The sequence below is a fragment of the Microbulbifer maximicatervae (SeqCode) genome (genome assembly GCF_052467065.1).
In genome coordinates this window covers 2,313,821-2,327,500 of sequence record NZ_CP174299.1, presented here as the reverse complement: position 1 = coordinate 2,327,500, position 13,680 = coordinate 2,313,821, and the positions used below count along the sequence as shown (strand labels likewise).

Here is a 13,680-nt window from a genome sequence, read left to right as displayed (position 1 = left end):
GTGGCACCGCCAACCAGTGCAATTGGTTTATGCCCTGCCGCCTGAAACCTCTTCAAGGTCAGCAACGGTACTAGACTGCCTATATGAAGGGAGTCTGCAGTGGGATCAAAACCGCAATACAGGGTTCGACTCTCCGACAAATGCTGCGTCAGTTCGCCGTCACCAGTCGCTTGATTAATTAATCCGCGACGGTCCAAGTCTTCAAGCAGTGTCATGTCGACCCCAGCCATGCTTTCCCCTCATATATAGGCTTGAAATTAGCGCCACCAAGCGGCGGCAAAATGCGCTGCAACATTACCGAAGTTTGCGGCAAATACAAGCGTGCAGCAGCCCAGCATCCGCACTAAAAACAAAATTCATGAGGAACCAAACCGTGCAAAGACGTGTCAATTATCTCGTGAACCAAGGCGGCTTTTTTGCTATAAAGCCCCTCCAATGCCTGTTTTTTAGACACTCAGTTTTTCAAGCGCAAATAACAACGACCGCCAGTACCATCCGCTAACGCCATGCAAAACCATCGTAAATCGAGTACAGGCCTCCGTATTGGCGGCTTACCCAAGCATTTTCCCCGCGTTCATGCGCTGACCGCTGGCATCGCAGCCTTTGTCCTTATGCTGGCCGTTCTGATTCCTTCACCGGAGATTTCCTCTAAGCGCACATCCCTACCCGTCAAACTTTCAGAGGTCACAAGCGGCGACAGCACTGAAGCCAAACCTGCTCTCACTTATACGCCGGCGGAAACGCCACTGCTTAACGTCAGTGTCGAGGCGGTCAAGTCGTTGAGCCTTGAAGTACGTAACGGGGATACCCTGTCAGACCTATTTCAACGTGCAAAAATCAGCGCCAAAGAGATGTACCAGCTTCTGGGTAGCGGCAAAGAGGCAAAACAGCTGGCACGTCTAACTCCGGGTGAAGAGCTGACCTTTCAAACAAATAATGATGGCCAGCTCCAGTCCCTGAAATTACAGCGGGACCGACTCAATCAAATTGAGTTTACCCGCACAAATGCAGATAAGTTTGAACACGCACTGATAACTCGTGAGCCCGACAGCCACCCGGCTTACCGACAGGCCCAGATCGATAGTTCCCTATTCCTGGCCGGTAGCGATGCTGGGCTGAGTGACAGCCTGATAATGGAGATGGCGGATGTATTCAGCTCCGATATCGACTTTGCCCTAGATATTCGCAAGGGCGACAACTTTAGCGTGATGTTCGAAGAGTTGTTCCTGGATGGGGAGAAAATTGGCAACGGTCCTATCCTGGCGGTCAGTTTTACCAACCAGGGAAGAACTTTTAGCGCTGTACGCTATGTGGATAACAGTGGTGATGCCAATTACTACACGCCTGAGGGCAAAAGTATGCGCAAGGCATTTATCCGCACACCTCTGGACATAGTCCGCATCAGCTCTCACTTCAACCCGAGCCGCCTGCACCCAGTATTCAAGTCACGCCGACCTCATAATGGCACCGACTATGCCGCTCCAAGAGGCACCCCCGTTTACTCTACTGGCGATGGTCGGGTTATCGCGTCCGGCTATAGCAAACCCAACGGCAACTACGTATTTATCCAGCACGGCGAACGGTATGTAACCCGCTATCTCCACCTGACCAAGCGCAAAGTCAAAAAGGGCCAGCGCGTTAAGCAGCGCCAGGTTATTGGCACTGTGGGGTCTACCGGTTATGCCACCGGCCCGCACTTGCACTACGAATTCCTGGTGGATGGCAGACATCGCAACCCCGCCACCATTGTGCGCAAATTGCCCAAGGCAAAGTCGGTACCGACTTCTGAGATGATCCGTTTTAAAAACCAGACCCAGCCACTTCTGGCGAAACTAGAGAACTTCCAGGGGCCGGCTCTGGCTCAACTGGATGAAGAAAGCCCCTAACAAGCGCCAACGAATATGCCCGATCTGTTTATCGGCCTGATGTCCGGCACCAGCGTTGACTCCATTGACGCGGTGCTGGTCGATTTTGGCGATGAAGAAAAAATTAACACCCGTATCCTGGCTGCGCTAGCCCACCCGATTCACAGCGGCCTGCGCGAAGCTATCCTTAGCCTCTGCGCCCCCGGCCCTTCAGAGTTGGATCGCGCCGGACAGTTAGACCGGCAACTGGGACAGGTTTTTGCCGAGGCCACTAACACCCTGCTAGCCCGAGCCGGTGTTGAGGGTCAGTCTGTTACCGCCATTGGCAGTCACGGCCAAACCGTACGCCACCGCCCCCCAGGCACAGTGACCTCTCCCTTTACTTTGCAACTCGGTGACCCCAACACCATCTCAGCACTGACGGGCATCTGCACCGTTGCGGATTTCCGTCGCCGGGATATCGCTCTCGGTGGTCAAGGAGCGCCTTTAATGCCGGCGTTTCACCAGGCCGCCTTCAAAACTGATGGAAGCCGTGCTGTGGTCAATATTGGGGGGATGGCCAATATCACTGAGCTGACGGCAGATGGCCAGGTTTACGGCTATGACACAGGTCCAGGTAATGCATTGCTCGACTACTGGGTGAACCTACACAAAAACCAGCCCTACGATAGAAATGGAGACTGGGCCGCGAGTGGTCGCGCCAATGCTGAACTTCTCAACCGCCTGCTTTCAGATCCCTATTTCTCCGCCGAACCACCCAAGAGCACTGGCCGTGAAACTTTTAACCCCAGCTGGCTCGAACAGGCCTGCGCCGGTTTGGAAGTGGCGCCGGTAGATGTGCAGGCGACCCTGTCTGAAGTGACCGCAGCCAGTATCGCCGATGCCGTGCATAATTTTGCCGAAGGCGGCGAGCTGCTCACTTGCGGGGGCGGGGCAAAAAATAAGGACTTGGTTACACGATTACAGCGTCGCTTGCCCACCTGGTCTATTACTGACACGGGCAGTTACGGTATTGACGCAGACTGGCTCGAAGCCGTTGGATTTGCTTGGTTGGCCCGCCAGACATTGAGAGGGCTGCCCGGTAATTGTCCGGGAGTGACTGGCGCGCAGAAAGAGGCGGTGCTAGGGGCTATTTACCCGCCCTGATCAATAGGGCGGGTTAAGATTTCTCAAATAGAGAAAGAGGAGCCGCAGCCACAGGTAGCGGACGCATTGGGATTTTGTACTACGAAGCGCGACCCCGAAAGGCCTTCTTCGTAATCAACATTGGCGCCAACCAGGTAGGGGTAGCTCATCGCATCCACCAAGACCTGAATGCCATCCTTTTCTATGATGGCATCATCTTCGGCAACCAATTCATCAAAGGTAAAACCGTATTGGAAACCGGAACAGCCGCCTCCGGTCACGAACACCCTGAGTTTCAACTCCGGGTTGCCCTCCTCTTCCAGCAGGCTTTTTACCTTGGCCACAGCCTTGTCTGTGACCACGAGTGGCGCGGGAGAAAAGGATACAGCTTCTGACATAAGTCTCTCTCAACTCATCGGGACATTCACCGCTCGTATAAAAGTTATAACGAGTGCAGCCCCGGGGGCGTCATCTTGCTTAAACCCAGCAATTCAGTCAAGTATTAACCGGCAGGTGGGCCGGTACAACAAAGTACCAGCGCCAGCCAATACTACCCGGACTTAAGAGGCTTCAATGACAGTTTCATCTTCGGAATAGCCGAGCATATGGGGCTCACCCGCGCTACTCAAGTCGGCACTGGATACCAGGGCACCGTTTACCTGGGCACCTTTCAGCATCTCGATCAGCTTATAGTGTACATTGCCTTCTACCATTGCCTTGGAAGCCAGCTCCAGGTGGCGCGCAGCAAACACATCCCCTTTCACATTGCCATTGATCACTACCTGAGGCACACGAATTTCACCCTCAATGATGCCGCCATCCACAATTTGCAGGCGCGCATCACTATCACTGTGAGCGGTAACATTGCCACGCACCTTACCTTCGATGACCAGGTTGCCACGGAAGTGGATATCACCGCTGATCTCAGTCTGACGAGCGATCAAAGTCGTGTGGTTACTACCGGTATTGGCCATAGTTATCTGTTTCTCTTTTTTTCTTAACATAATCCCCAAAACCTCGTGCCTTTGGCACCTATGCTAACTTTCCTGTACTAACCAACCGTAGCGCTGCTCAATATTGAAGCCCTTGCGCCCAGAAGATTTAAGTGACAGCTCCACACCTTCGGGCACAAATCCCTCCGGCAAGCGCAGCTCTCCCTCGATATTCTGAAAATATTTAAAACGCAGCTGAATCGACTCACTATCCACCTGCTCCGACAGTTCCTTCAGAGGGTAACTCTTCGGTTCCCCATCCTGACGGCCCACTACGGTAAATGTGGCCGTGCCTTTTACAACATCCCGACGCGCTGCGGACTGTTTGATCTGTAACTTGTACTGGTAACTTTTTGGATCGCCGGTCTGCGAGAGGATAAAGCGTCCAATGGACACCCCCTCACCCCCATCTTCAGGGGCCATGACGCCGCGATAGAAAGAAATTTCCTGCTTTAGCTCTGCGATCTGGCTCTCTTTCTGCACCAGTTCCGCACGCACCGACTCACTCGCCTGCTCACCGATAGTCAGCGACTGCTCTGCAGTGGCAACCCTCATTCGCAGGGATTCATTCTCACTCTGAAGCGCGGTAACACGATCGAGTACTTGAGTATGCTCCAGTGTCTTGCGATCGAGGCTCTGGCGCAGCTGATACTGCCCAGCGAAATAGGACCCGGCCGAGGTCACTAATACCAAAAAAACGACCCCCACTACGGCAATGACACCAGAGAAGGGTTTATGAGGCACCACTTTCATGCGGTACTGCTTGCTGCCTTTAACTTTGAGCACCATGAAATCTGCTAAGTCTTATCCGGGATTTATCGATTGTCGGGAAACACCCGATTCTAAGGCAGCAGTGCCGGGCTATCCAGGCCCAACGTCTCAGTTAAGCCATACATAATATTCATATTCTGGATTGCCTGAGCGGACGCGCCTTTGGCCAGGTTATCAATGGCCGATAATACCAGTACCGTATCCCGCTCCTGGGGTTGCAATACCGAGATGCGGCACATATTGGTCCCTCTAACCGTACGAGTCTGAGGGTGGCTGCCCGCCGGCATCACATCTACAAAAGGCTCATTTTTATAGCGGTTTTCAAAGATCTGTTGAAGCTCATCGGCATCAACCTTCCCCACTGACCGGGCAAATAAAGTAGCGTGGATACCGCGAATCATGGGAAGTAAATGCGGTACAAAAGTCACCTGCGCGGGAGAGGATTCAGTGGCCTGCACTCGACGAAGCCCCTGTTCAATCTCGGGTAAATGACGGTGCCCGGCGGCAGAATATGCGCGGAAGTTGTCGCTATTCTCAGCCATAATCAAGTCGGTCTTACCCTGTCGCCCCGCACCACTGATACCACTGGCCGCACTGGCGATCAGCTCACCAGGTTCTACCAGGCCCTTTTCCAAAAGCGGTATCCATCCCAATTGAATCGCGGTGGGATAACAGCCCGGGCAGGCTATCAACTGCGCATTGGCAATCTGTTCCCGATTAACTTCTGGCAAACCATAAACAGCGCTTTGAGCTAATTCCGGAGCGGCATGGGCCTGACCGTACCACTGCTCCCAGGTAGGTATATCTTTCAAACGGAAATCGGCGGACAAATCGATCACTCGAACTCCGCGTTCAATAAGTGCCGGTACCTGGGCCTGGGCAACGCCATGAGGTGTAGCGAAGAATACAACGTCACAATCCGCCAGCTGTTCGAGATCGGGGCTACAGAAAGACAGCTGCGAGTGCCCTCTCAGGCTAGGGAAAAGCTCGGCAACCGGGGTACCATTCAGCGAACGGGAGGTGATTGCGGTAACTTCCGCTTGTGGATGTGTTGAGAGAAGCCGAAGTAATTCCACCCCTGTATAGCCGGTGCCCCCGACAATCGCTACTTTTATCACCTTGCTAAAATCTCCGGTATATCCGCCAACTGAGACGATAATCGTAAAACCAGACAGGCACTCTACCACAAGCCCCAGCATTTTAAGGATGTGCGGTGTCACAGCCCCCAAGGAACTCGCTAAAAAAGTCATTTTCGCGTTATTTAGTTAGGCCTGGCAGCCTCGAAAATATACGCTTACAGCTTTCCTCCAAAGACGCGCTGGCGCCTTTGCTGGGGATGGCCCTGATCACCGGCATCCTGGCCGGAGGGGTAACTGTACTTTTTCGGCTGGCGATGGAGTGGCCGACCACGCTGTTTTTATCAATCCCACAAAATTACGAATCCCTACCCCCTTTCTGGCGCTTCGCATTGCCAGTCATCGGCTCTCTGGTAGTGGGATGTATCTATTTATTTCTAAATCCCAGACGCCGCCAGGTGGGAGTGGTCCATGTCCTGGACCGGCTCTACAATCACCAGGGGCAAATGCCAATGCAAAATGCCCTGCTACAGTTTTTTGCCGGCGCAATAATTTTAATTAGCGGCCACTCGGTGGGGCGGGAAGGCCCAGCTGTACACTTGGGAGCCGCCAGTGGCAGCTGGTTAGCTAGGGCGCTGAAGCTCCCCAATAATTCCGGTCGCAACCTACTGGGGTGTGGTGTAGCCGCAGCAATTGCGGCCTCCTTTAATACCCCGCTGGCGGGCGTGGTATTCGCGATGGAAGTCGTGATGCTGGAATATACTGTGGCAGGTTTTTTACCGATAATTCTCGCGGCTGTTGCCGGTAGCGCCATCACCCAGCTGACTTTCGGTAGCCAACCGGACTTTAATGTACCCGCGATTCAACTCAACTCCCTTGCCGAGCTGCCGCTACTTTTTGTGTGCGCACTGGTTATTGGGGTTCTCGCCGGATTATTTATCCGCTCCCAGCGTATTTTGATTCCCCAGCAGCGTTACTCCCCACTTCTTCGGTTTCTCTTGGTTGGCCTTGTTACTGGCACCTTGGGTATCTGGGTACCGGAAATCCTCGGCGGTGGGTATGACACTTTGCAGATGGCAATGCTGGGGGAGTTGGGGGTCGCGACACTCATTGCTATTGTCGCCGCGAAATTAGTCGCAACCGCTTTGGGGGCAGGGCTCGGAATTCCCGGTGGGGTAATAGGCCCCAGCCTGATTATCGGTGCCTGTATCGGTGGTATTGCCGGTGGCCTGGCTAACTTGTGGCTGGGTGAGCACACCGCGAGCCCAGGCTTTTATGCCATGGTGGGTATGGCGGCAATGATGGCTGCCATGCTCAATGCGCCTCTAGCTGCGCTACTCGCTATCTTGGAACTTACCTATAACCCACATATTTTATTCCCTGGAATGATGATGATCGTGGTGGCCACATTAGTGAGCCGCCAACTCTTTTCCACTATCGGTCTCTATCACGAAACGCTGCGCGCCCTGAATAAAGCGGGAATGCCAAGTTGGCGACAGCAAATGCTGAGCAGTGTCGGAGTTGCCAGCGAAATGAATCAGAGCTTTGTTGTGACTCCTAGGGAAATTACCCGCGCTGCGGCAACAGAATTAATTAATCAACACCCCGAGTGGATTCTTATCGATTTACCCAAGGAGCCGGCACCGCAACTACTGCGTGCAGCGGACTTGGCAACTTTTCTTCGCGGTGGTGCGAAAGAGGCGGCCGAGAGCGAAAAACAAGTTTCCTCCGCATCAGATAAATTACTAGACCCGGGAGAAATGATCGATTTATTGAGACTACCCGGCGAACGCAAACAGCTGGCGTCCCTAAGCTGGCGAGCGACAATGCTGGAGGCCTCGCAAAAGCTGGAGAGAAGTGGCGCGGATGGCCTATATGTCTGCCGTCATAAAAGCGGTTCGCTGGACAATCGCACGGCGGGCATTATTCTGCCGCTACAAATTAACAACTTTTACCGGAAGTAATTTTTCTTCCCGTTTCTTTTAAGGGGACTTTCAATGCTGTGGATCAAGGCTTTTCACATTATTGCGATGGTGTGCTGGTTTGCCGCACTTTTTTATCTGCCACGACTGTTTGTCTACCATGTCGATGCCACTGATGCCATTAGTCGCGACCGCTTCTGTATTATGGAACGCCGCCTTTATCGCGGTATTGCCATTCCTTCCATGCTGGCCACCGTTGCCTTGGGCATTTGGCTCTACAGTTTGAACCCGGCCTACTACACCTCCGCCGGCTGGATGCACGCAAAACTGACTTTTGTTGTTCTCCTCCTGGGCTATCACCATATCTGTGGCGCCTATGTTCGCAAGTTTGCCCGGGGAACCGTTACCCGCAGCCGCCGCTACTTCCTAATATTTAATGAGTTCCCAGCAGTTGCACTTGTCGCCATCGTCATTTTGGTTGTCGTAAAGCCATTTTAATTTGGCGCGTATTCATTCCTTGTCAAAGGCGCTCAGCAACTAGAATTAGGCGCACAGCTAATGGCCGTCATGTAGAGCACTTATGGATACACCTCAGCCCGTTATTCTGACCGTTACTCACCACGACCCCAGCGGCAGCGCCGGAATTGCCGCAGATACTGAGACAGCGGTCAGTCTCGGCTGCCATGCGGCCTCGGCAGTTACCGCCATCAGCGTGTGTAATACCGGTGAATTGCTGGGTGTCGCCCCAGTCGACGACAGCCTGCTAATTGAACAAACCCGAGCCGTTTTGGAAGACATGCCGATCGCCGCGATCAAGGTCGGCTACCTGGGCTCTGTGGAGAATGTGCGCGCGCTTCACAGCGTACTCCACGACTACCCGGATATTCCCGTCGTTATCGACCCCGATGCCACACTGGCTGACAAAGATAGCGTACTCGCCCCGCCTCTGTGGGAGGCTATGGTGTCGCTGTTGTTGCCCAAGGCAACCATGGTGTGCCCCAACCGCAGGGAAGCTCGCGCCATGGCTGTGGAGGCCGATGTCCTCGACGCCATGGCCCAGGAAATCCTCGAATCCGGCTGTCGCTACCTGTTGCTGACTGGCGTGCCCCACGAGCAACAATTACAGAACCGGCTCTACGATGAGCGCGGCCTCATGCGAGAGTTCAAGTGGGAGCGCTTGCAGCCAGCGGCCTATGGCGTCTGCGGCACCCTCGCTACTGCCATTGCCTGCCATATCGCCCACGGGCTGACCATTATCGAAGCGGTTACCCGCAGTCAGCAATACGCCTGGAGTGCGATCAAAGACAGCCGGCGCCTGGGCATGGGAAGGCCGATTCCCAACCGGCTGTTCTGGTGCGAACGCTAAACCTGGAGCTGCTGACACAAATTTCGCCCCTGCCCCGATCAGTCTCACCGTCCCCATGACGGTGAGATCTTCTGTCTACACAGTCTGTGACCGGTCGTCGCCAATCTACACATTGTCCTCAGGCGCCACCCCCGCGATAATGCTCCCCAGGCCCTTTATGCAGAACCTGAATATAAGTTTATGAGTAAATCCGAGCAGCTCTTCGCAGAAGCACAGCAGTACATTCCCGGCGGCGTTAACTCTCCGGTACGGGCTTTTCGCGCAGTCGGCGGTACCCCGGTGTTTATCCGCCGTGCCGAGGGCGCCTACCTCTACGATGCAGACGAGAAACGCTACATCGACTACGTACAGTCCTGGGGCCCCATGGTGCTGGGCCACGCACACCCGGAAGTTATTGAAGCCGTGGTGGAACAGGCCCAATCGGGACTGAGCTTCGGTGCGCCAACTGAATTGGAAACCGAACTGGCCGAAGAACTCTGCCGCCTGTGGCCGAATATGGACCTGGTGCGCTTCGTCAATTCCGGTACCGAAGCCACCATGAGCGCGATTCGCCTGGCCCGTGGATTTACCGGGCGCGACAAGATTGTGAAGTTCGAGGGCTGCTACCACGGCCACTCCGACTCCCTGCTGGTTAAGGCCGGCTCCGGGGCCCTGACCATGGGTGTACCCTCCTCTCCCGGCGTTCCCGCCGCCCTGGCAGATCACACCATCACCTTGAGCTACAACGATGCTGATAGTGTGCGCAGCTGCTTCGATGAGCTGGGCGATCAAATCGCCTGTATCATCGTCGAGCCTGTTGCCGGCAATATGAACTGCATTCCGCCGGTACCCGGCTTCCTGGAAACCCTGCGCGAAGTTTGCGACCAGCACGGTGGCCTGTTGATTCTCGATGAGGTGATGACCGGCTTCCGGGTGAGCTTGACCGGGGCCCAGGGCTTCTACGGTATCGAAGCGGATATCACCACCCTCGGCAAAGTCATCGGCGGCGGTATGCCCGTTGGCGCCTTTGGCGGTAAACGCGAGATCATGGAACAAATTGCACCCCTGGGTCCCGTTTACCAGGCGGGCACCCTGTCCGGTAACCCTGTAGCTATGGTCGCGGGCTTGGAAACCCTGCGTTTGGTGGAAGAACCCGCCTTCTACGAGCCTTTAATTGCCAAAACTGACCGTTTGGTGGAGGGCATCCTGGCGGCTGGTAAAGCCGCAGGTATCCCAATCACCGCCAATAAGGCCGGCACCATGTTCGGATTCTTCTTCACCGAAGAACCTAAAGTAACTAACTATCAACAGGTAATGGCCTGCGATAACGAGCGCTTTAACCGTTTCTTCCACGGCATGCTGGAAGAAGGTGTCTACCTGGCACCGGCCTCCTATGAGGCAGGGTTTATGTCCGCAGCTCATACCGATGAGGATATTGAGGCCACAATCACTGCCGCTGAACGCGTCTTCGCCCGCCTCGGCTAATTGCCCGCCTCTCTCCAGCACCCGCAGCCTGCGGGTGCTGCTTCTATACACGTTTTACTTTACCCCCTCCAATAAAGCCCCAGTCGCTTCACCGCAAAGTTATTGCGCTGAAAAAAGCTAACAGCTAAAAATGTATACAAAATATAAAAGGTATACATTTTGAAAAGCTCAACGTTTTCAGATACCAGCTTGTCCGCCATCAGCGCAGGCTTTGTCGCCGTGCTGGTGGGAGTAGCCAGTTCCGCCGCCATAGTCTTTGAAGCCGCGCGTGCAGCTGGCGCAAGTGAAGCAATGATCACCTCCTGGATTGGCGCCCTGGGCCTGGGAATGGGCATTACCTGTATTGCCTTCTCTTGGTATTACCGCGCCCCGGTAATCACTGCCTGGTCGACTCCAGGTGCTGCACTTTTGGCCACCAGTTTAAGTGGCATCCCCATTGCAGAGGCGATTGGTGCTTTTGCGTTTAGCGCCCTGTTAACACTCCTCGTGGGCTTGTCCGGAGCCTTTGAGCGGGTAGCGCGAATGGTGCCGGCACCGATTGCCAGCGCTATGCTCGCAGGCATACTGCTGCAATTTGGTCTCTCAGTATTTACTTCTCTGCAGGCACAACCGCTATTGGTCGGCATCATGTTACTGACCTATCTAGTCGGGCGCCGTTGGGCGCCTCGCTATGCCATTATTTTGGTACTAGTGGCTGGAGTGGTGACTTGCTGGAAGTTGCAACTCATTGCATCGGCCCAGATCGGCTGGCAAGCGGCACACCCTGTTTGGGTAACGCCAGAATTCCGCCTCTCCACTTTAATTGGCATTGGCCTTCCTCTTTTTATCGTCACTATGACCTCTCAGAACCTGCCCGGAGCGGCAACCCTGGCCGCCAGTGGCTACAGTAGAGTGCCTATATCTCCTGTTATTAGTGGCACCGGCCTCACCTCTTTATTGCTGACACCGTTTGGTGGCTTTGCATTTAATCTGGCGGCTATTACCGCTGCTATTTGCACCGGCCCGGAAGCCCATCCCAACCCCGACAAACGCTATACCGCCGGCATTGCCGCCGGTATTTTTTATCTGCTGGTGGGCCTCTGCGGCGCTAGCGTTGTGGCATTATTCAGTGCCTTTCCCCAGGCACTGATTGCTGGCCTCGCCGGCTTGGCACTGATTGGCGTCATTGGTAGCAGCCTGGCTGGAGCAACAGCCGAGGCCGACAGTCGCGAAGCCGGAATTATCACTTTTCTGATCAGTGCTTCCGGTATCAGCCTCTTTGGCATTAGCTCTGCCTTTTGGGGGCTGCTGGGGGGGCTGGTGTGTTACTGGTTTTTCAAGCGCAGGAATTAATAAACATCGATGGGCCTCTACGAAAAAATTAAGTCGGACTTGCAGCATGGGCGCTTCGCCGCCGGCCAGGTGCTAAAGCAAGCCGAACTGGCAGAGCTTTACGCCGTAAGCCGTATTCCGGTTAGGGACGCTCTACAAAGATTGAAAAATGAGGGCTGGTTAACCGGACACGGAAAACGCGGCGTCGCAGTGCCGCAGTTTGACCCTATTGAAGTGGAAGACCTCTACCTGATGCGCATGCGCTTGGAACCGCTGCTGCAATCCCTGGCACTGGAAAGCCTTAATGGAGAGATCCTGGGGCGGGCCAGAGATATTCTGGAATCCATGCAAGCCAAACCTGAACTCTCCGCCGAACAGATCGGAAAAATGAATTGGGAGTTCCATGCCTGTATTTACCGGGCAGCTGCAAGACCCACGCTATTTAGTACCGTCGAGCAACTGCACCGGCAATGTGAACGCTATATCGGTTACCAATCCCACGGTCTGAATTACCAGGACACCAGTCAGGACGAGCACTTTGCAATACTCAATGCACTCCAAGAGGGAAACGGGGACCAAGCCGCCGCACTGCTGGCAAAACATATAGAAGCCGCCGGCAAACTATTGGTAAGGCACTTATATCAGCCCCATTTTTAAACCGCTTTCCCTCAGCAATCGAAAATCACCCACTGCGGCAATTTGATATGATGGCTGCCAATTGCGGCTGCGGGGTTTCTGCGGCCCTATGGATAGCCGGAGTAATTTCCCGATGAGCCAAAGTTTCGGCCGTGGTGCCTACCCCAACACTCGCCTGCGTCGCCTGCGTGCAAAGGATTTTTCCCGTCGACTGGTGCGGGAAACCCAGTTGAGCAGTGACGACTTGATCCTGCCACTGTTTGTTATTGAGGGGCGTAACGAAACCCAAAAAGTCGCCTCAATGCCGGGTGTTGAACGCCTGAGCGTGGACCTGTTGGCCAAGAAAGCGAAGACAGTTCGAGAGTTGGGAATCCCCGCAATAGCCCTGTTTCCGGTAGTCGACCCGTCGGCAAAGTCCGATTGCGCCAGTGCCGCCCACGACGCCGATGGCTTGGCACAAAGGGCTGTTCGCGAGCTGAAAAATGCGGTACCGGAATTGGGAGTTATCACCGACGTAGCCCTGGACCCCTTTACCAGCCACGGCCAGGACGGGCTGATGGACCACAGCGGTTATATCGTCAACGACGAAACCGTTGAGGTATTGGTACAGCAGGCCCTGTCACACGCTGCAGCCGGTGCCGATATGGTGGCCCCCTCGGATATGATGGATGGCCGTATCGGAGCCATTCGCGATGCTCTCGAAGGCGCGGGCCACAGCAATACCCTGATTATGTCCTACGCCGCTAAATATGCCTCCGCTTACTACGGCCCCTTCCGCGATGCAGTGGGCTCTGCCGGGAACTTGAAAGGTGGCAATAAAGCGAGCTACCAAATGGACCCCGCCAATACCGATGAGGCATTGCACGAGTGCGCCCTGGATCTGCAAGAGGGCGCGGATATGGTGATGGTGAAACCCGGTATGCCCTACCTGGATATAGTGCGTCGGGTAAAAGAAGAATTGCGGGTTCCCACTTTCGCCTATCAGGTAAGTGGGGAGTATGCGATGCATTGCGCCGCCTTTGAAAATGGCTGGCTGAAGCGAGAGGCGGTTATTCTGGAGTCCTTACTAGCCTTTAAGCGCGCCGGTGCCGACGGCATCCTCACCTATTTCGCCGAAGAAGCCGCACAGTTGCTGCAAGACTGATAGCCGGC

General features: G+C 54.6%; 14 protein-coding genes (1 of these 14 running past the window's edge). 9 read left to right on the top strand and 5 right to left on the bottom strand.

Annotation, left to right across the window (positions count from 1 at the left end; translation table 11 throughout):
• Nucleotides 1–230 carry the beginning of a tyrosine--tRNA ligase gene (tyrS, locus tag ACJJI1_RS10245; RefSeq protein WP_444912061.1) on the bottom strand. The gene continues 1,075 nt to the left of window position 1, outside the view, so only the first 230 of its 1,305 coding nucleotides appear in the window; its start codon is at nucleotides 228–230; its stop codon lies beyond the left edge, outside the window.
• Between the two features lie 276 nt (nucleotides 231–506).
• On the opposite strand from tyrS, the gene ACJJI1_RS10240 reads away from it, so the two are divergent.
• Both ACJJI1_RS10240 and ACJJI1_RS10235 read left to right on the top strand, forming a co-directional pair.
• A complete protein-coding gene (locus tag ACJJI1_RS10240; RefSeq protein ID WP_444892708.1) occupies nucleotides 507–1,886 on the top strand; it encodes an OapA family protein in 1,380 nt (459 codons plus the stop codon).
• Nucleotides 1,887–1,901: 15 nt separating this feature from the next.
• Nucleotides 1,902–3,011, top strand: a complete 1,110-nt coding sequence (locus ACJJI1_RS10235; protein WP_444892707.1) for an anhydro-N-acetylmuramic acid kinase — start codon at nucleotides 1,902–1,904, stop codon at nucleotides 3,009–3,011.
• 23 nt (nucleotides 3,012–3,034) lie between these two features.
• Here the strand turns inward: ACJJI1_RS10235 and erpA are convergent, their stop codons facing one another.
• The 4 genes from erpA to argC all read right to left on the bottom strand — a co-directional run bounded on the left by erpA (nucleotide 3,035) and on the right by argC (nucleotide 5,871).
• The gene (gene erpA / locus ACJJI1_RS10230; protein WP_108731633.1) at nucleotides 3,035–3,388 is read right to left on the bottom strand and encodes an iron-sulfur cluster insertion protein ErpA; all 354 of its coding nucleotides are present in this window, start codon (nucleotides 3,386–3,388) and stop codon (nucleotides 3,035–3,037) included.
• 162 nt (nucleotides 3,389–3,550) lie between these two features.
• A complete protein-coding gene (locus tag ACJJI1_RS10225; protein WP_282934417.1) occupies nucleotides 3,551–3,994 on the bottom strand; it encodes a bactofilin family protein in 444 nt (147 codons plus the stop codon).
• 33 nt (nucleotides 3,995–4,027) lie between these two features.
• Complete coding sequence (locus ACJJI1_RS10220) at nucleotides 4,028–4,771, bottom strand: DUF6776 family protein (protein ID WP_413664271.1); 744 nt, start codon at nucleotides 4,769–4,771, stop codon at nucleotides 4,028–4,030.
• Between the two features lie 53 nt (nucleotides 4,772–4,824).
• A complete protein-coding gene (argC, locus tag ACJJI1_RS10215; protein WP_444959380.1) occupies nucleotides 4,825–5,871 on the bottom strand; it encodes an N-acetyl-gamma-glutamyl-phosphate reductase in 1,047 nt (348 codons plus the stop codon).
• 95 nt (nucleotides 5,872–5,966) lie between these two features.
• Here argC and ACJJI1_RS10210 point away from each other — a divergent pair, with 95 nt between their 5' ends.
• The 7 genes from ACJJI1_RS10210 to hemB all read left to right on the top strand — a co-directional run bounded on the left by ACJJI1_RS10210 (nucleotide 5,967) and on the right by hemB (nucleotide 13,672).
• Nucleotides 5,967–7,793 carry a chloride channel protein gene (locus ACJJI1_RS10210; protein ID WP_444912059.1) on the top strand — a complete coding sequence of 609 codons (1,827 nt, stop codon included), beginning with the start codon at nucleotides 5,967–5,969 and terminating at the stop codon, nucleotides 7,791–7,793.
• Nucleotides 7,794–7,826: 33 nt separating this feature from the next.
• The gene (gene hemJ / locus ACJJI1_RS10205; RefSeq protein ID WP_444906494.1) at nucleotides 7,827–8,249 is read left to right on the top strand and encodes a protoporphyrinogen oxidase HemJ; all 423 of its coding nucleotides are present in this window, start codon (nucleotides 7,827–7,829) and stop codon (nucleotides 8,247–8,249) included.
• Between the two features lie 82 nt (nucleotides 8,250–8,331).
• Nucleotides 8,332–9,117 carry a bifunctional hydroxymethylpyrimidine kinase/phosphomethylpyrimidine kinase gene (thiD, locus tag ACJJI1_RS10200; RefSeq protein WP_413664269.1) on the top strand — a complete coding sequence of 262 codons (786 nt, stop codon included), beginning with the start codon at nucleotides 8,332–8,334 and terminating at the stop codon, nucleotides 9,115–9,117.
• 180 nt (nucleotides 9,118–9,297) lie between these two features.
• Nucleotides 9,298–10,581 carry a glutamate-1-semialdehyde 2,1-aminomutase gene (gene hemL / locus ACJJI1_RS10195; RefSeq protein ID WP_444959266.1) on the top strand — a complete coding sequence of 428 codons (1,284 nt, stop codon included), beginning with the start codon at nucleotides 9,298–9,300 and terminating at the stop codon, nucleotides 10,579–10,581.
• 159 nt (nucleotides 10,582–10,740) lie between these two features.
• Nucleotides 10,741–11,913 carry a benzoate/H(+) symporter BenE family transporter gene (locus ACJJI1_RS10190; RefSeq protein ID WP_444959265.1) on the top strand — a complete coding sequence of 391 codons (1,173 nt, stop codon included), beginning with the start codon at nucleotides 10,741–10,743 and terminating at the stop codon, nucleotides 11,911–11,913.
• A 9-nt stretch (nucleotides 11,914–11,922) separates the two neighbouring features.
• Nucleotides 11,923–12,549, top strand: a complete 627-nt coding sequence (locus ACJJI1_RS10185) for a GntR family transcriptional regulator (protein WP_444959264.1) — start codon at nucleotides 11,923–11,925, stop codon at nucleotides 12,547–12,549.
• A gap of 112 nt (nucleotides 12,550–12,661) precedes the next feature.
• On the top strand, nucleotides 12,662–13,672 hold the full coding sequence (gene hemB / locus ACJJI1_RS10180) for a porphobilinogen synthase (RefSeq protein WP_444892703.1): 1,011 nt from the start codon (nucleotides 12,662–12,664) through the stop codon (nucleotides 13,670–13,672).
• Nucleotides 13,673–13,680: the final 8 nt, after the last annotated feature.

Coding starts and splice junctions, on each gene's coding strand:
- ACJJI1_RS10240 (WP_444892708.1), top strand. CDS start 507: ATGCAAAACCATCGTAAATCGAGTACAGGCCTCCGTATTGGCGGCTTA.
- ACJJI1_RS10235 (WP_444892707.1), top strand. CDS start 1,902: ATGCCCGATCTGTTTATCGGCCTGATGTCCGGCACCAGCGTTGACTCC.
- erpA (WP_108731633.1), bottom strand. CDS start 3,388: ATGTCAGAAGCTGTATCCTTTTCTCCCGCGCCACTCGTGGTCACAGAC.
- ACJJI1_RS10225 (WP_282934417.1), bottom strand. CDS start 3,994: ATGTTAAGAAAAAAAGAGAAACAGATAACTATGGCCAATACCGGTAGT.
- ACJJI1_RS10220 (WP_413664271.1), bottom strand. CDS start 4,771: ATGGTGCTCAAAGTTAAAGGCAGCAAGCAGTACCGCATGAAAGTGGTG.
- hemJ (WP_444906494.1), top strand. CDS start 7,827: ATGCTGTGGATCAAGGCTTTTCACATTATTGCGATGGTGTGCTGGTTT.
- thiD (WP_413664269.1), top strand. CDS start 8,332: ATGGATACACCTCAGCCCGTTATTCTGACCGTTACTCACCACGACCCC.
- hemL (WP_444959266.1), top strand. CDS start 9,298: ATGAGTAAATCCGAGCAGCTCTTCGCAGAAGCACAGCAGTACATTCCC.
- ACJJI1_RS10185 (WP_444959264.1), top strand. CDS start 11,923: ATGGGCCTCTACGAAAAAATTAAGTCGGACTTGCAGCATGGGCGCTTC.
- hemB (WP_444892703.1), top strand. CDS start 12,662: ATGAGCCAAAGTTTCGGCCGTGGTGCCTACCCCAACACTCGCCTGCGT.